The organism is Shinella sp. R2-11 (genome assembly GCF_055330205.1).
Genome location: NZ_JBVAPC010000004.1, coordinates 403,802 through 418,715 on the forward strand (window position 1 = coordinate 403,802; position 14,914 = coordinate 418,715).

Consider the following 14,914-nt stretch of genomic DNA (forward strand, 5'->3'; position numbering starts at 1 on the left):
TCACGCCGCGGCGGGCCTCTGGGAGGAGAAACCCGCTACGGCATTCAACAACGCGCGTCGCAGCCAGGGTTTTCGTCCCGCACCCGCTTCGCAGTCCGTCAAGAATGTCCGGTTGATGCCGCCGGCCGCCATGCCGGTCAAACGCTTACAACCTGCCTTCTTCACGGCAATTTTGGTTAAAGGATGACGTGCAGTGCACAAAATCCTCACCAGCCGAGTAAGACATCATTATGGTTAAGGGAGTGTTACCGCTAATGCGCGGCCGGAATTTCCTGGCTTCTGGCAAGAAATTTCGTCGCCAGCGCCTCCGGCAGCCGCCGCGGGCGGCCGGCCGCATTGATGACGGCGATGATGACGCGCGCGGCGATCAGGAGCTGTTCACCGCGGCGGATTTCCTGGTTGAGGATCATCTTCGCCCCGCCCGCCTTCTCGGTGGATGTCAGGATCGTCAGGATGTCGTCCATCCGCGCCGGCGCCTTGAAGTCGATCTCCATGCGATGGACGACGAAGACGAGGCCCTCGCGGTCTTCCTCCAGAACGAGGCTGCCCTGCTCGACGCCGAGCAGGCGCAGGTAATCCGTCCGCCCGCGCTCCAGGAAATGCAGGTAGCGGGCATGGTAGACGACGCCGGAGAAATCCGTGTCCTCGTAATAGACGCGCTGCACGAGCCGGTGGCCTGCCTCGGTGAGTTCGCCCGAAAGCCGATGGGTCGTTCCGGTCACGCTGCCGCCCTTTCCCTGACGATGTGATGTTCGCCCGCCGCCGGCAGCCGATCGATGCGCTCGGCGACGAATTGCGGTTTCAGCCGGTGCATGGCGAGCGCCTGCGGGGTGGCCTTCAGCCAACGGAATTCCACCTCGATTCCATCGACCACGCGGTGCACGATGTCCTCCTCATGGAAGGGGAACGGCTCGGCGAGCGAAAGCAGGTAGTAGAAGCCGAGCTCGTGCGCCGTGTAGCCCTCGTAGGAGAAGAAGTTCTCGACGGTCCACAGGAGGCGCTCGACGCGGGCCTCGCGATGAAGCTCCTCGCGCATCTCGCGGACGATCGTCTCCTGCGAATCCTCGCCGATCTCCGCCCGCCCGCCGGGCAGCGCCCAGTAATCGTCCTTCACGCCGCGCTGGGCGAGAACGTATCCCTCCCGGAAGATCAGGCCCGCCACGCGGAAGCTGAAGAGATGCGGCTTGCGGTCGATCCGGATCATGTGGCGGGCCGGCTCACTCATCCTCGAGCCCGAGCCGGAACTGCGTCGCCTCGATATCCTTCGGCGGGGTGAGGCCGAGATGCTTCCAGGCATTGGCGGTCAGCACGCGCCCACGCGGCGTGCGCTGGATGAAGCCCTGCTGGATCATGTAGGGCTCGATGATGTCCTCGATGGCATCGCGCGGCTCGGAAAGCCCTGCCGCGATGGTCTCGATGCCGACCGGCCCGCCGCCGAAATTGTGTGCGATCATCGAGAGGTAGCGCCGGTCGAGCTGGTCGAGGCCCATATTGTCGACGAGAAGCCGCGTCAGTGCCTCATCGGCGATCTTCTGCGTCACCGCCTCCGCCCGCGCCACCTCGGCAAAGTCACGCACCCGGCGCAGCAGGCGGCCGGCAATGCGCGGCGTGCCGCGGGCGCGCCGGGCGATCTCGCGCGCGCCGCCGTCCGTCATGCCGAGGCCCATCAGCCGCGCGCCGCGGCGCACGATCGATTCCAACTCCTCGACGGTGTAGAAATTGAGCCGCACCGGAATACCGAAACGGTCGCGCAGCGGCGTCGTCAGGAGGCCGAGGCGCGTGGTGGCGGCGACGAGCGTGAATTTCGACAGGTCGATCTTCACCGAGCGGGCCGCCGGGCCTTCGCCGATGATAAGATCGAGCTGGAAATCCTCCATGGCCGGATAGAGGATTTCCTCGACGGCCGGGTTGAGGCGGTGGATCTCGTCGATGAAGAGCACGTCGCGCTCTTCGAGATTGGTCAGCAGCGCCGCAAGGTCGCCGGCTTTCGCGATGACCGGGCCGGAGGTCGAGCGGAAATTGACGCCGAGCTCCTTGGCCATGATCTGCGCCAGCGTCGTCTTGCCGAGGCCGGGAGGGCCGACGAAGAGCACATGGTCGAGCGCCTCGCCGCGGTTCTTCGCCGCCTCGATGAAGATCTTGAGGTTGGCGCGCGCCTCCGCCTGGCCGGTGAAGTCGTCCAGCGTCTGCGGCCGCAGGGCCGTATCGATGTCCTCGCCGCGCTTGTCGGGCGAAAGCAGTCTCGTCTCGTCGCTCATTGAGCCCTAATCCCATTGTCCACGGCGCAAAGCAACCGCATCACCGCGACAATTCCTTGAGGCCGAGGCGGATGAGCTTGGCGCTGTCGGCCCCCTCCCCGCCGTTCTTGAGCGCCGACGCGACCGCATTGGCCGCCTGGTCGCGCGAATAGCCGAGATTGGTGAGCGCCGACACCGCATCGGCGACCGGCGCGGAGGCGACGCCCTCGCCGATCTCCTGCTTCAGCCCGATGGCGGCCGAGGCCTCTCCGACAAAGGCCGGCGCCTTGTTGCGCAATTCGGTGACGATGCGCACAGCCACCTTCGGCCCGACACCCGGCGCGCGCGAAACGGCCGTCTTGTCCTGCAGCGCGATGGCGTTCGCCAGCTCCCCCGGCGTGAGCGTCGACAGCACCGCCAGCGCCACCTTGGAGCCGACGCCCTGCACGCTCTGCAACAGCCGGAACCATTCCCGCTCCAGCGCCGTCAGGAAGCCGAAGAGGCGGAACTGGTCCTCCCGCACATAGGTCTCGATGAACAGCACCGCCGCCTCCCCGGCCGAGCCGAGCCTGCCGAGCGTGCGCGCCGAGCAATGGGCGACATAGCCGACCCCGTGCACGTCGAGAACCACATGATCCTCGCCGATCTCGTCGATGGTGCCTTTGAGTTTGCCGATCATGGGTGGGTCCGTCAGGGATGGGTTTCGGGGGATATGATGTCGAGCGCGGGGAAATAGGAGCGGTAGCGGGCGGCATCGCGGGTGAGTAGCCGGTGGGAGCGCACGGAAGCATGGGCCCCGATCAGGAAATCCGGCAAGGTACGCTCGCGCTGCCCGCCGGCCCGCCGGTAGCGCTGATGCGCCAGCCCCGCCTGATAGGCGGCCGTAAACGGCAGGGCCTCGCGCACCGGGTTGAGACGGGCGAGCGATTGCGCCAGCACGTCCTCGCTCGCCATCATGCCGGCAAGCTCCGACCAGACGACCGGCGACAGGATGAACTGCGCATCCGGCTTCAGCGCCAGAATGATCTCCGACGACCAAATCTTGAACGACGTTTCCGGCCCGAAGACATCGATGATGATATTGGTATCAATCAGAACCGAGGTCATCGCGCGGTCCCCGGAGCCATTCCATATATTCGTCGGTCGTCATGCCGTGGGTGTCGAACGTGCCGGTCCGGCTTTTCAGCCATGCCTCGAAATCGTCCGGCTCCGCCGCCCTACCGCCGGCGACGACGATCAGCCGCGCGCCCTTTTCATCGGCAACGAAATCCACCTCCGAGCCCGGGCCGATATTCAGCCGCTCGCGGATATCCTTCGGGATCGTCACCTGGCCTTTTTCCGTCACACGCATGGTAATACCTCTGCAGTATTACTTACCGGCACAACCAGAACAAGTCAAGAACAAATCAGCCGGCGAGCTTGGCGAGGCGGCCGGAGAGGCCCTGGCGGTTGTGGGCGTGGCAGATGGCGATGGCGAGCGCGTCGGCCGCGTCGTTACCGACGAAGGTGGCCTTGGGCATCAGCACCTTCAGCATCATGTGGATCTGCTGCTTCTCGCCATGGCCGACGCCGATGACGGCCTTCTTGACCGCGTTCGGCGCATATTCGGCAACGCTGAGGCCCGCACGCGCCGGCACCAGCATGGCGATGCCGCGCGCCTGGCCGAGCTTCAGCGTCGCGGTCGCGTCCTTGTTGACGAAGGTCTGCTCCACGGCGGCTTCATCGGGCTGGTAGCTGTGCACGATCTCGGCGAGCCCGTCGTGCAGCTGGCAGAGCCGCGAGGCAAGATCCATCTCGCCATCCGACGTCACGGTGCCCGAGGCGACGAAGCGCAGCGAATTGCCGAGCGTCTCGATGACGCCCCAGCCGGTGCGGCGAAGCCCCGGATCGATGCCGATGATGCGAATCGTGTCCTGCATTGTCCAACCCTAGTCCTGTCCGCCGGACCCTGCCAGCGAAATGTGAACAAAACAAAAACAAAGCACCATCTTCGCTTGCCGGCCAACCCCGTTCCGCACTGTCGTCATCCTCGGCCTCGTCCCGAGGATCTGCCAACGCGCCGAAAATTGCAACGTCAGTAGATCCTCGGGACAAGCCCGAGGATGACGGAAGAAAGATTGTCAAATCTCATCGGCGGCGCACTGTTTCACGCTTCCGCCAGATTCCCGCTTGGATTCGAGAAAACTGAACCTACATGGGGAAGCGATCAAAATCCCTTACAAAGAGGCCGCTCCCATGGTGCCCTTCTCCATCCTCGACCTTTCCCCGGTCATCGAAGGCGGCACCGTCGCCCAGTCGCTGGAAAATTCCCGCCGTCTGGCGCAGGAGGCCGAGGCGCACGGCTACAAGCGCTTCTGGCTCGCCGAGCACCACGGCATGCGCGGCATCGCCAGCGCCGCCACCTCCCTCGTCATCCAGCATGTCGCGGCGGGCACGCAGAAAATCCGCGTCGGCTCCGGCGGCATCATGCTGCCGAACCATTCGCCGCTCGTCATCGCCGAGCAGTTCGGCACGCTCGCCGCGCTCTTCCCGGACCGCATCGACCTCGGCCTCGGCCGCGCGCCGGGCACGGACATGCGCACCGCGCAGGCGCTGCGCCGCAACCTCGACAGCGCCGCCAACAATTTCCCGCAGGACGTCATCGAGCTGATGCAGCTCATGGGACCGCCCGCGCCCGACCAGAAGGTCATCGCCGTGCCGGGCGCGGGCAGCAACGTGCCGGTCTGGCTGCTCGGCTCCAGCCATTATTCGGCGCATCTGGCCGGCATGCTCGGCCTGCCCTTCGCCTTCGCCTCGCATTTCGCGCCGGACATGCTGCTGACGGCGCTGGAAATCTACCGCGAGCGCTTCGAGCCGTCGCAATATCTCGACCGGCCGCATGTCATGGTGGGCGTGATGGGCGCGGCGGCCGATACGGATGAAGAGGCCGATTATCTCTTCACCTCCATGCAGCAATCCTTCGTGCGCCTTCGCCGTGGCACGCCCGGCGCCTTCCCGCCGCCGGTCGCCAGCATGGACGGCTTCTGGAACGAGCAGGAGCGCATCATGGTGGAGCACACGCTGCAATATGCGGTGGTCGGCGGGCCGGAGAAGATCGAACGCCGGATCGCCGATTTCCTCGCCCTCACCAAAGCGGACGAGCTGATCGTCTCCATGCCGGTCCACGACATGGAGGCACGGGTGAAATCGCTGCGGTTGTTTGCAGGGGCGCAGAGGAAACTGGCCGAGGCAGAGTAAGGGATTGCCCCTCATCCCGCTGCCGCGACCTTCTCCCCGCAAGCGGGGAGAAGGAGTTTCGTTGTACCGGCGTCTTCCCAACTCGACGACGGGTGGGAAGGAAGCCATTGCCGTTTGCCGCCTTCGCCCCGCTTGCGGGGAGAAGGTCGCGGCAGCGGGATGAGGGGCCGTCGCAGCTCCCCCGATCAGGCCGAAAGCTTGGCCAGAACCTCGTCGGAGACCTCGAAGTTCGAATAGACGTTCTGCACGTCGTCGTCGTCTTCCAGCGTGTCGATGAGCTTCATCAGCGACTGCGCCTTTTCCTCGTCGACCGGCACGGTGTTCTGCGGCTTCCAGATCGCCTTGACGGTCTCGGCTTCGCCGAGCGTGTCTTCCAGCGCCTTGGAGACGTCGCCGATATCCTCGAAGCCGCAGATGATCGTGTGGCCGTCCTCGTCCGTCGTCACGTCCTCGGCGCCGGCCTCGATGGCGGCATCCATGACGGCGTCGGCGCTGCCGGCGGAAAGCTTGTAGGTGATCTCGCCGACGCGGTCGAAGGAGAAGGAGACCGAGCCGGTTTCGCCCAATGCGCCACCGGCCTTGGAGAAGGTCGAGCGGACGGAGGAGGCGGTGCGGTTGCGGTTGTCGGTCAGCGCCTCGACGATGACGGCGACGCCGCCCGGGCCGTAGCCCTCGTAGCGGACTTCCTCGTAGTTCTCGCTGTCGGCGCCGGAGGCCTTCTTGATCGCGCGCTCGATATTGTCCTTCGGCATGGACTGCGCCTTGGCGTTCTGGATCGCCAGACGCAGGCGGGCGTTCATCGCCGGGTCGGGCAGGCCGGTCTTGGCCGCAACCGTGATTTCACGGGCGAGCTTGGAGAACATTTTCGACCGCACGGCGTCCTGCCGACCCTTGCGGTGCATGATATTCTTGAACTGTGAATGGCCAGCCATGGCACCCCTGTCTTGGTTTGGCGCCCTTGGTTTCGGTCGCCGGTCTTTGAGCGGGACAGGACGACCGCGGTGACGCGCCGGCTTGCTGCCCCGATTTTTGGAATGCCGCCTTATAATTTCATTGTCGCCGCGCGTCCAGCAGTCCGCGCCAACAAAGCGACGGGATGTTTCAGTCCGCCCTTATGCGGGCGCGGCTGAGGAAGAAGGAATGGCCGTCCTCGCGCTCGCAGGTCAGCCCCGTGCGCTCCGAATGGCAGGTGAAGGGGCCGGCGCGCCAGACCTCGCCATAGTCGAGGATCGTCTCCGCCCCGCAGCAGCCCTGGTCGCCGACATTGGAAAGCACCCTGCCCTTGCCGCTGCGGCCGAGAATGGCGCGCACATATTTCGGCTCGATCCGGTCGCAGGAAAGCTCCGGCCCGCCGTCCTCCGGCTGGTAGACGTCCGTGCCGCCCTCGGGAATGTAGACGCAGCCGATATTGCCCGAAGGCATGGAAAACTCCTCGGCAACCCCGAGGGAGCGCGCGGGCGCCTTCTCCACCGGCTGCTTGGCCGCCCCGTGCGGCTGGCCGGATTCCGCTGCCGGCCCGCCCGGCATCGGCGCGCCGTCGGCAAGCGCGATGGCGGAGGAAACGAGCAGGAGGGAAACGGAAAGAAGAAGACGCATGAAGGAACTCCGGCCTCTGGAGCCGCAGAGAATAGGAAGCGCCGGCCGCTTCGGCAAGCCGTGCGATCACGCGCCGCCGGAACATTGTCCGCCGCCCCACGTTCTTCCGGGCATCAACCTCAACGATTGCGAGGAACAGCCATGTCCAACCTCACCCGGGCGCGCGAACACCCGAAGGAACAGCTTTTCGACGAGATCGACCGGATCCATGCCGGCATGCTCGGCATCGAGGGCAGCCACATGCACATGCAGCCGATGGCGCCGCAGCTCGACCGCCAGACCGCGACCATCTGGTTCTTCACCAAGACGGATGCGGAGATCGTCGAGGCGATCACGCCCGGCGCCCGCGCGCATTTCTGCGTGGTCGGCAAGGACCACGATTACCACGCCTGCATCGCCGGCCGCATTTCCGTGCGCAAGGACCCGGTCAAGATCGACGAATACTGGAGCTCCGTCATCGAAGCCTGGTTCGACCACGGCAAGCACGACCCGCAGCTCACCATGCTGGCGCTGGAGATCGAGGACGCCGAAATCTGGGCCTCGACCGGCAGCAAGCTGAAATTCGGCTGGGAGATCGCCAAGGCGAACCTCAACCCGGACGACGAGCCGGATGTCGGCGTGAAGGCGCATGTGACCTTCGGCAGCGGCTCGGCCGACCACCTGCGTCACATGATCTGACGCGGGCGGTCAGTTCCAGAAATCCGGCACCGTCTCGGCAAGGCGCGCGCCGAGGCGCAGCGGCGCGATCTTCTCGGCAAGGCCGGTGCGGTCGGATATCTCGACCGCCAGCCCGCAGACCGTCGCCGGGCCGGAGGCCGCCTCGAAGCGCCCGCGCGGCATCTTGGAGATGAAGCGGTTGAGCGGCTCTTCCTTGTCCATGCCGAGCGAGGAATCGTAGTCGCCGCACATGCCGGCATCCGACATGTAGCCCGTGCCGCCGTTGAGGATCTGGCAATCGGCCGTCGGCACATGGGTATGCGTGCCGACGACGACGCTGGCGCGCCCGTCGACGAAATGGCCGAAGCACTGCTTCTCGCTGGTCGCTTCCGCATGAAAATCGAAGATGATGGCGTCCGCCTGCTCGCCGAGCGGGCAGGACGCCAGGATCGCCTCGCCCGCGGTGAAGGGATCGTCCAGCTCGGGATGCATGAAGACGCGGCCCATGATGTTGGCGACCAGCACGCGCGCCCCGTTGCGGGCGATGAAGAGGTTGGCGCCCCGGCCGGGCGTGCCGGCCGGATAGTTGGCGGGCCGCAGGAACTGGTCGTGCCGGCCGGCAAAGCCCACGGCCTCCTTCTGGTCCCAGACATGATTGCCGGTCGTCACGACGTCAGCCCCGGCATTGATCGTCTCCAGGAAAATGTCCTCGGTAATGCCGAAGCCGCCGGCCGCGTTCTCCCCGTTGACGACGACGAAATCCAGCTTGAAATCGCCGATCAGGCCCGGCAGGCGCTCCCAGACGGCCGTCCGCCCGGTCTTGCCCACCATGTCGCCCAGAAAGAGAAAACGCATCGAACTGCCTTATGAAACCTGTTGGAACATCCGCAAGCCGCTTTCCGTGAGGATCGCGTCCAGGGGAACGTCGTGCGGCTCGGCCGGTACTGATGCCACTTCCTGGCAGTCGAACGCAATGCCGATCAGCATCGGCGTGCGGCCTTTCGCCTTCAGCCGGTCGATCGCCCGGTCGTAGTGGCCCGCGCCATAGCCGATGCGGTTGCCCGCCGCATCGAAGGCGGAAAGCGGCATGAGGAGGATGTCGGGATCGATGACGGCCGCCTCCGGCCCCGGCCCGGTCGTGCCGAAGCCGGTCTTGACCACGGGCGCTCCGACGACGAGCTCGCGGAAGACGATCGTCTCACGGTCGAGCACCACCGGCAGGCAGAGCCGCGCGCCGCGCGTGCGCAGATGCGCCATCAGCGGCCGGATGTCGGCCTCCGAGCGGATCGGCCAGAAGCCGGAGATCACCGTGCCCGGATCGAATTCGATGCGGTCGCCCGCATGCCCGGCCATGGCAAGGCTGCCCTCGATGCGCGCCTCCGGCGTCATCGCGTCGCGCAGGGCCAGCCGCTCGTTGCGGATGGCCGCCTTCTCTTCCCTCGGTGTCACGGATATCTCCCGCTGCATTTCGCCCCGCTTAGCAGCAGGCGCCGCCGCAATCAAATCCCCGACGATCCGGTCAGGCCGCGGCGGAGGTTTCCGCCAGCGCCAGCATGGCCTTCGCGGCGCCCTCGTCGGTGATCAGCGTGTTGCAGCCGACGCGGCGGATCGTGGCGCGGATGGCCGGCGCCCGGTGCGCCCCGCCGGAGACGAGCACGATATGGCGCGCCTTCTTCACCGTGTCGAGATCGATCGACATGACCCGGTGGCGGATCGGATGATCGATGGTGTGCCCCTCCGCATCGAGGAAATTGCACATCGTATCGCACACGCAGCCCGCCGCGATCAGCTCCTCCAGCTCACGCCGGGCGATGAAGTCGCGCGACAGCGAGCTCGCCTCGGGCCCGATATCGCCGCAGCTCACCACCGCGATATCCATGTTCTCGGCCAGCTCGAACAGGGTCCTGAGGCCGCATTTCTCGATGAGGCTGCGCTTGGTCTCGCGCGAATCGACGAGAAGTGGCGCGAGGAACAGGTAGCACTCCGCCCCGAGCTGGCTGGCAAGCTGCCAGGTATATTCGATGGGATTGATGTGATGCGCCTCCACGACGCCGCCGAGCAGCGAGACGACCTTGACGCGCTCGCGGCGGGCGGGGCGGAAGCTGGCGAGCGAGGCCGTCAGCGTGCGTCCCCAGCCGACCCCGACCGTGCAGTCGTCGGGGATAGCCTCCGTCAGGAACTGGCCGAGCGCGAGGCCAACGCTCTTGGCCGTCCCCTCCGCGCTGTCGGCCGCCGGCACGACAACGGCCTCGTCGAGCCCGTAAGCCCTTTCCAGCTGCACGGCGAGCTCCACGCAGTCGGCAATGCCCTCGTTGATCCAGATCTGTACCTCGGAGCGCTTCAGCGCCTCGTCGAGCATGCGCACGACCGTGGTACGGCTGACGCCGATCTTCTCCGCCACGTCCTTCTGGGTGAGGCCCTGGTTGTAATAGAGCCAGGCGGCCCGCAGGCGCAGCGCCGCCGATTCCGAATAGGCCGTGTGTGTGTCGCGCCGGAGCCTTGCCACGTCGCCTCCATCTTGCTCGTTCGTTTCCGGTGGGCACCTTAGCACACCGCGCGGAAAATGCGACATATGTTCACGAGAGTGGGCAAAAGTGCTTGACTTTGTCCCGGGGAAATGTCGATAGTCGCCCCATGTCGACTGGCGGTTTTCCGCCGGTCGCCAGTGTGTGCCGGCAAGCCGGCGGCCGAAACGGAAGCACGGCCGCGGGCGCGCCTTCACGAGGAACATGGAGGAGGGCTCGACGTTTCCCCGCAGGAACCGGGGACGGCAGGCCCAGCAACAACCTTTCGGGAATTCGGATATGACGTCCAAGCTTGAACAACTCCGCGCGATGACGACCGTCGTGGCAGATACCGGCGACATCGACGCCGTCCGCCGCCTGAAGCCGGTCGATTGCACCACCAATCCCACCATCGTCCTGAAGGCGCTCGGCACGCCGGCATTTTCCGACGCGGTGGCCGAAGCCATCCGCTGGGGCCGGTCGCAGGGCGGCAATCACGAGGGCGTCGTCGCCGCCGTCGGCGATCGCCTCGCCATCGCGGTCGGCGCCGCGCTTGCCGAGCTGGTGCCCGGCCGCGTCTCCACCGAAGTCGATGCCGACCTCTCCTTCGACACCGAGGCCTCCATCGCCAAGGCCCGCGAGATCATCAAGGCCTATGACGCGCGCGGCATTTCCCGCGAGCGCATCCTGATCAAGCTCGCCTCCACCTGGGAAGGCATCCGCGCCGCCGAAGTGCTGCAGAAGGAAGGCATCGACTGCAACCTGACGCTGCTCTTCAACCAGGCCCAGGCTATCGCCTGCGCCGATGCCGGCGTCTTCCTCATCTCGCCCTTCGTCGGCCGCATCCTCGACTGGCACGTCAAGGCTTCCGGCAAGACCTTCACCGCCGAAGACGATCCGGGCGTCCTGTCCGTCCGCGCGATCTACGACTACTACAAGTCCAACGGCATCGGCACGATCGTCATGGGCGCCTCCTTCCGCAACACGGGCGAGATCGAAGCGCTGGCCGGCTGCGACCGCCTGACGATCAGCCCCGCCTTGCTCGAGGAACTCGACGCTGCATCGGGCACGCTCGAACGCAAGCTCTCGCCGGAAAAGGCCGCCAAGGTCTCGCCGATCAAGATCGACGAGAAGGCCTTCCGCTGGATGCTGAACGAGGACGCCATGGCGACCGAAAAGCTCTCCGAAGGCATCCGCGCCTTCGCCAAGGACCTCGGCAGCCTGCGCGCCATGGTCGACAAGCAGCTGAAGGCAGCCGCGTAAGGCGTTCGCAGCCTTGCCCCTCACCCTAATCCTCTCCCCGCTTGCAGGGAAAGGTGGCCGGCAGGCCGGATGAGGGGCAAACAGCCCGGAAGAAAACACGAAGGCCGCCCCATGGGGCGGCCTTTTCGTTCTGCCGGCGATTTCAGCAAGGTACGATCCGCGACGACCGATGGAGGTTTACGATCCTGGGTGCCTACAAACGTAGGTGGGCACCGTGTGACCAAGCCCACGGGCCGGGTCAGGGACAGCTCCCTTTGGATCGAGTATGGCCCCAGGGATTGTGGTTCCTGTCGGGAAGCGCAGATCGCATTCGACATATAGGACGAAAGCGGCGCTTTCGCCAGTGGCAATTCCCGGAGCACATCCGCAGAAGAGCGCAAATGTTGCGGATCAGTTCGCCGGCGGCTTGCCGGTGAGCTTGGCGGCCATGCCCTGGATCTGGCTGGTCAGCTCGTTGAGGGCGACGGCGATGGCCTCCTCGTTGCGGGAAACCTCGCTCATCACGCCCTCGCGGCCCGTGCGCAGCTCGTCGGTTTCCTTTTCCAGCCTGGCGAGGCGCCGGGTGACGTCGTTGAGCTCGTCCATCACCATGATGCCGGCCATGACGGTCAGCCTCAGGTCGCCGATCTCGCCGAACTGGCTCTTCAGGTGGCCGACATATTGATCGAAGCCGGCGGCAAGCTCTTCGAGATGCCCCTCCTGGCCTTCCTCGCAGGCCATGCGGTAGGCCTTGCCATCGATCTGTACGGTTACCTGTGCCATGCGCAGTCTTTCTTTCTGGGATTAGCGGTCGAGCACGGCCCGGATCGTCTCCATCGCCGTGACGAGCCGGCGGGAGACCTCGCGGTTCACCTCTTCCAGACGGTTCGCGCGGAATTCGGATTGATCGAGCTCCTGGGCGAGCCGCGAGCGGTCGGCGTTCACCCGCCGGACCTCGCCCTCGACCTCGCCGTGATCGCGCTCGCGGTCGAAGCGCATGTCGAGCGCGTTGTCGAGGTTCGCGAGAGCCCTGCGAAGCTCGTCTATCGCCGCCCTGACTGTTTCCCCGTTTGTCATGAAGCCTTCACCGGCACTTTCAAAAATACGAATCGCCGCCGCCAGCGCCGGTTCCCTTGGCGTGACAGTATTCAACTGCGGGCCCGAGCGTCAACAGCGCGGCAATCCGCGTGCCAAAGCCGCTGTGGATCGGCGTTGCGCACCCCTTGCGCGAACGGCCCGGCAAAGGCTTTCGCAATTGCTGAAAAACGTCGCGGAACCAGCGCCCAAGTGCCGCAAAACCCGCCGAATTCGTTGACTCCGACGGTGCACCTGCTATGTGTCACCCGCTTCCAACCGATACCCCGGAACGGCATCGGCCCTGACACCCCGAAGAAGACGGAACAGTCATGATCTCTCGCGAAAAACACGACCGGATGGCGAACGCAATTCGCTTCCTTTCCATGGATGCCGTGGAAAAGGCGAACTCCGGTCACCCCGGCCTGCCCATGGGCGCAGCAGACATCGCAACGGTTCTTTTCACCCGCTTCCTGTCCTTCGATCCGAAGACCCCGTCCTGGCCGAACCGCGACCGCTTCGTCCTATCGGCCGGCCACGGCTCGATGCTCCTCTACTCGCTGCTCTATCTGACGGGCTACGAGGACATCACGATCGACGAGATCAAGAACTTCCGCCAGCTCGGCGCCCGCACCGCCGGCCACCCGGAATACGGCCACGCCGCCGGCATCGAGACGACCACGGGCCCGCTCGGCCAGGGCATTGCCAACGCCGTCGGCATGGCACTTGCCGAACGCAAGCTGCGCGACGAATTCGGCTCCGACCTCATCGAGCACTACACCTACGTCCTCGCCGGTGACGGCTGCCTCATGGAAGGCATCAGCCAGGAAGCGATCTCGCTCGCCGGCCACCTGAAGCTCAACAAGCTGATCGTCTTCTGGGACGACAACAACATCTCGATCGACGGCCCGATTTCCATTGCCGACTCGACCGACCAGCACGCCCGCTTCCGCGCCAGCCAGTGGAACACCATCGCCGTCGACGGCCACGATCCGGACGCCATCGCCGCCGCCATCGAGGAAGCGCACAAGTCCGACAAGCCGACCATGATCGCCTGCAAGACGACCATCGGCTTCGGCGCGCCGAACAAGGCCGGCACGCACAAGGTCCACGGCTCGCCGCTCGGCGCCGAGGAAATCGCCGCCGCCCGCAAGGCGCTGAACTGGGAAGCGGAAGCCTTCGTCGTTCCCTCCGACGTGCTCGACGCCTGGCGTCTTGCCGGCCTGCGCTCCACCAAGGCGCACAAGGAATGGGAAGCCCGCCTCGAAAAGACCGACGCCGAGAAGAAGGCGCAGTTCGTGCGCCGCTTTGCCGGCGACCTCGAAGGCAGCCTCGATTCCGCGATCTCCGCCTACAAGCGGAAGCTCGCCGAGACGAAGCCCAACCCGGCCACCCGCAAGGCTTCGGAAGATGCGCTGGAAGTCATCAACGGCGTCCTGCCGGAAACCATCGGCGGCTCGGCTGACCTGACGGGCTCCAACAACACCAAGACCAGCCAGACCAAGTCGATCACCCCGACCGACTTCTCCGGCCGCTACATCCACTACGGCGTGCGCGAGCACGGCATGGCGGCGGCGATGAACGGCATGGCGCTGCATGGCGGCCTCATCCCCTATTCCGGCGGCTTCCTGATCTTCTCGGACTACTGCCGTCCGTCGATCCGCCTTGCCGCGCTGATGGGCATCCGCGTCATCCACGTCCTGACGCACGATTCCATCGGCCTTGGCGAGGACGGCCCGACGCACCAGCCGGTCGAGCACATGGCCGCGCTGCGCGCCATCCCGAACCTCCTCGTCTTCCGCCCGGCCGATGCCACGGAGACGGCGGAATGCTGGCAGCTCGCGCTCGAAAGCCACAACCGTCCGTCGGCCATCGCACTGACCCGCCAGAACCTGATGCCGGTTCGCCTCGAATATGAGGAAGAGAACCTCTGCGCCCGCGGCGCCTACGACCTCGTCTCGGCGAGCGACGCACAGGTGACGATCTTCGCCACCGGCTCGGAAATCGAGATCGCGGTGAAGGCCCAGCAGGCCCTTTCGGCCAAGGGCATCTCGACCCGCGTCGTCTCGGTTCCCTGCTTCGAGCTCTTCGCCGAGCAGCCGGAAGCCTACCAGCAGGCCGTCATCGGCAACTCGCCGGTCAAGATCGCCGTCGAAGCCGGCATCCGCCAGGGCTGGGATCACTTCATCGGTTCGGACGGCATCTTCGTCGGCATGTCCTCCTTCGGCGCCTCCGGCCCCTACAAGGAGCTCTACAAGCACTTCGGCATCACGCCGGAGGCCGTCGTCGCCGCCGCGGAAGCCAAGCTGGCCTGAGCGCCGTCGGGCGCGGCCCCGGCCGCGCCTCGCATCGCCAAACGTTTATCCA

The 14,914-nt window shown here is 65.7% G+C and carries 18 protein-coding genes and 1 other RNA gene; 4 read left to right on the forward strand and 15 right to left on the reverse strand.

What is annotated here, in order from left to right; genetic code table 11:
* Positions 1-251: 251 nt before the first annotated feature.
* The 7 genes from ybgC to ruvC are packed head-to-tail and all read right to left on the reverse strand — an operon-like array spanning position 252 to position 4,156.
* Entirely contained in the window at positions 252-722 is a 471-nt protein-coding gene (gene ybgC, locus ACZ1A1_RS13810) for a tol-pal system-associated acyl-CoA thioesterase (protein WP_463620370.1), read from the reverse strand.
* Positions 719-1,225, reverse strand: coding sequence for an NUDIX hydrolase (locus tag ACZ1A1_RS13815; protein ID WP_463620371.1), 507 nt, complete (start codon positions 1,223-1,225; stop codon positions 719-721). Before ACZ1A1_RS13815 ends, ybgC begins: the two co-directional genes overlap by 4 nt.
* Entirely contained in the window at positions 1,218-2,258 is a 1,041-nt protein-coding gene (gene ruvB / locus ACZ1A1_RS13820) for a Holliday junction branch migration DNA helicase RuvB (protein WP_203316021.1), read from the reverse strand. Before ruvB ends, ACZ1A1_RS13815 begins: the two co-directional genes overlap by 8 nt.
* 40 nt (positions 2,259-2,298) lie before the next feature.
* Positions 2,299-2,916, reverse strand: a complete 618-nt coding sequence (gene ruvA / locus ACZ1A1_RS13825) for a Holliday junction branch migration protein RuvA (RefSeq protein WP_463620372.1) — start codon at positions 2,914-2,916, stop codon at positions 2,299-2,301.
* An 11-nt stretch (positions 2,917-2,927) separates the two neighbouring features.
* Positions 2,928-3,344 carry a type II toxin-antitoxin system VapC family toxin gene (locus ACZ1A1_RS13830; RefSeq protein ID WP_463620373.1) on the reverse strand — a complete coding sequence of 139 codons (417 nt, stop codon included), beginning with the start codon at positions 3,342-3,344 and terminating at the stop codon, positions 2,928-2,930.
* On the reverse strand, positions 3,325-3,588 hold the full coding sequence (locus ACZ1A1_RS13835) for an AbrB/MazE/SpoVT family DNA-binding domain-containing protein (protein ID WP_463620374.1): 264 nt from the start codon (positions 3,586-3,588) through the stop codon (positions 3,325-3,327). The genes ACZ1A1_RS13830 and ACZ1A1_RS13835 overlap by 20 nt, the downstream gene beginning before the upstream one ends.
* 55 nt (positions 3,589-3,643) lie before the next feature.
* Positions 3,644-4,156 carry a crossover junction endodeoxyribonuclease RuvC gene (gene ruvC, locus ACZ1A1_RS13840; RefSeq protein WP_463620375.1) on the reverse strand — a complete coding sequence of 171 codons (513 nt, stop codon included), beginning with the start codon at positions 4,154-4,156 and terminating at the stop codon, positions 3,644-3,646.
* Between the two features lie 316 nt (positions 4,157-4,472).
* On the opposite strand from ruvC, the gene ACZ1A1_RS13845 reads away from it, so the two are divergent.
* A complete protein-coding gene (locus ACZ1A1_RS13845; protein WP_463620376.1) occupies positions 4,473-5,474 on the forward strand; it encodes an LLM class flavin-dependent oxidoreductase in 1,002 nt (333 codons plus the stop codon).
* A gap of 185 nt (positions 5,475-5,659) precedes the next feature.
* Here the strand turns inward: ACZ1A1_RS13845 and ACZ1A1_RS13850 are convergent, their stop codons facing one another.
* Positions 5,660-6,406 carry a YebC/PmpR family DNA-binding transcriptional regulator gene (locus ACZ1A1_RS13850; RefSeq protein ID WP_313196501.1) on the reverse strand — a complete coding sequence of 249 codons (747 nt, stop codon included), beginning with the start codon at positions 6,404-6,406 and terminating at the stop codon, positions 5,660-5,662.
* Positions 6,407-6,575: 169 nt separating this feature from the next.
* Positions 6,576-7,070, reverse strand: a complete 495-nt coding sequence (locus ACZ1A1_RS13855) for a hypothetical protein (RefSeq protein ID WP_463620377.1) — start codon at positions 7,068-7,070, stop codon at positions 6,576-6,578.
* Positions 7,071-7,211: 141 nt separating this feature from the next.
* Here ACZ1A1_RS13855 and ACZ1A1_RS13860 point away from each other — a divergent pair, with 141 nt between their 5' ends.
* Positions 7,212-7,748 (forward strand): pyridoxamine 5'-phosphate oxidase family protein, encoded by a 537-nt coding sequence (locus tag ACZ1A1_RS13860; protein WP_313196499.1) that lies wholly within the window; start codon positions 7,212-7,214, stop codon positions 7,746-7,748.
* 9 nt (positions 7,749-7,757) lie between these two features.
* Here the strand turns inward: ACZ1A1_RS13860 and ACZ1A1_RS13865 are convergent, their stop codons facing one another.
* The 3 genes from ACZ1A1_RS13865 to ACZ1A1_RS13875 form a co-directional block, all read right to left on the reverse strand.
* Positions 7,758-8,582: a TIGR00282 family metallophosphoesterase gene (locus ACZ1A1_RS13865; RefSeq protein ID WP_313196498.1), complete on the reverse strand. Its 825-nt coding sequence runs from the start codon at positions 8,580-8,582 to the stop codon at positions 7,758-7,760.
* Between the two features lie 9 nt (positions 8,583-8,591).
* Positions 8,592-9,176 carry a 5-formyltetrahydrofolate cyclo-ligase gene (locus ACZ1A1_RS13870; protein ID WP_119256711.1) on the reverse strand — a complete coding sequence of 195 codons (585 nt, stop codon included), beginning with the start codon at positions 9,174-9,176 and terminating at the stop codon, positions 8,592-8,594.
* A gap of 70 nt (positions 9,177-9,246) precedes the next feature.
* Positions 9,247-10,233, reverse strand: coding sequence for a sugar-binding transcriptional regulator (locus ACZ1A1_RS13875; RefSeq protein ID WP_463620378.1), 987 nt, complete (start codon positions 10,231-10,233; stop codon positions 9,247-9,249).
* 298 nt (positions 10,234-10,531) lie between these two features.
* Between ACZ1A1_RS13875 and tal the strand changes: the two genes are divergently transcribed.
* Positions 10,532-11,494 carry a transaldolase gene (gene tal, locus ACZ1A1_RS13880; RefSeq protein WP_313196495.1) on the forward strand — a complete coding sequence of 321 codons (963 nt, stop codon included), beginning with the start codon at positions 10,532-10,534 and terminating at the stop codon, positions 11,492-11,494.
* Between the two features lie 150 nt (positions 11,495-11,644).
* Here the strand turns inward: tal and ssrS are convergent.
* The 3 genes from ssrS to ACZ1A1_RS13895 form a co-directional block, all read right to left on the reverse strand.
* Positions 11,645-11,803: non-coding RNA, 6S RNA (gene ssrS / locus ACZ1A1_RS13885), on the reverse strand.
* An 81-nt stretch (positions 11,804-11,884) separates the two neighbouring features.
* Positions 11,885-12,256: a cell division protein ZapA gene (locus tag ACZ1A1_RS13890; RefSeq protein WP_415212541.1), complete on the reverse strand. Its 372-nt coding sequence runs from the start codon at positions 12,254-12,256 to the stop codon at positions 11,885-11,887.
* A 21-nt stretch (positions 12,257-12,277) separates the two neighbouring features.
* Positions 12,278-12,550, reverse strand: a complete 273-nt coding sequence (locus ACZ1A1_RS13895; RefSeq protein ID WP_313196493.1) for a DUF4164 domain-containing protein — start codon at positions 12,548-12,550, stop codon at positions 12,278-12,280.
* A 329-nt stretch (positions 12,551-12,879) separates the two neighbouring features.
* On the opposite strand from ACZ1A1_RS13895, the gene tkt reads away from it, so the two are divergent.
* Positions 12,880-14,862, forward strand: a complete 1,983-nt coding sequence (tkt, locus tag ACZ1A1_RS13900) for a transketolase (RefSeq protein ID WP_463620379.1) — start codon at positions 12,880-12,882, stop codon at positions 14,860-14,862.
* Positions 14,863-14,914: the final 52 nt, after the last annotated feature.

Excerpts from the sequence above, each read along its gene's own strand:
- ACZ1A1_RS13815 (WP_463620371.1), bottom strand. The coding sequence starts at position 1,225 with ATGAGTGAGCCGGCCCGCCACATGATCCGGATCGACCGCAAGCCGCAT.
- ruvB (WP_203316021.1), bottom strand. The coding sequence starts at position 2,258 with ATGAGCGACGAGACGAGACTGCTTTCGCCCGACAAGCGCGGCGAGGAC.
- ruvA (WP_463620372.1), bottom strand. The coding sequence starts at position 2,916 with ATGATCGGCAAACTCAAAGGCACCATCGACGAGATCGGCGAGGATCAT.
- ACZ1A1_RS13830 (WP_463620373.1), bottom strand. The coding sequence starts at position 3,344 with ATGACCTCGGTTCTGATTGATACCAATATCATCATCGATGTCTTCGGG.
- ACZ1A1_RS13835 (WP_463620374.1), bottom strand. The coding sequence starts at position 3,588 with ATGCGTGTGACGGAAAAAGGCCAGGTGACGATCCCGAAGGATATCCGC.
- ruvC (WP_463620375.1), bottom strand. The coding sequence starts at position 4,156 with ATGCAGGACACGATTCGCATCATCGGCATCGATCCGGGGCTTCGCCGC.
- ACZ1A1_RS13845 (WP_463620376.1), top strand. The coding sequence starts at position 4,473 with ATGGTGCCCTTCTCCATCCTCGACCTTTCCCCGGTCATCGAAGGCGGC.
- ACZ1A1_RS13850 (WP_313196501.1), bottom strand. The coding sequence starts at position 6,406 with ATGGCTGGCCATTCACAGTTCAAGAATATCATGCACCGCAAGGGTCGG.
- ACZ1A1_RS13855 (WP_463620377.1), bottom strand. The coding sequence starts at position 7,070 with ATGCGTCTTCTTCTTTCCGTTTCCCTCCTGCTCGTTTCCTCCGCCATC.
- ACZ1A1_RS13860 (WP_313196499.1), top strand. The coding sequence starts at position 7,212 with ATGTCCAACCTCACCCGGGCGCGCGAACACCCGAAGGAACAGCTTTTC.
- ACZ1A1_RS13865 (WP_313196498.1), bottom strand. The coding sequence starts at position 8,582 with ATGCGTTTTCTCTTTCTGGGCGACATGGTGGGCAAGACCGGGCGGACG.
- tal (WP_313196495.1), top strand. The coding sequence starts at position 10,532 with ATGACGTCCAAGCTTGAACAACTCCGCGCGATGACGACCGTCGTGGCA.
- ACZ1A1_RS13890 (WP_415212541.1), bottom strand. The coding sequence starts at position 12,256 with ATGGCACAGGTAACCGTACAGATCGATGGCAAGGCCTACCGCATGGCC.
- ACZ1A1_RS13895 (WP_313196493.1), bottom strand. The coding sequence starts at position 12,550 with ATGACAAACGGGGAAACAGTCAGGGCGGCGATAGACGAGCTTCGCAGG.
- tkt (WP_463620379.1), top strand. The coding sequence starts at position 12,880 with ATGATCTCTCGCGAAAAACACGACCGGATGGCGAACGCAATTCGCTTC.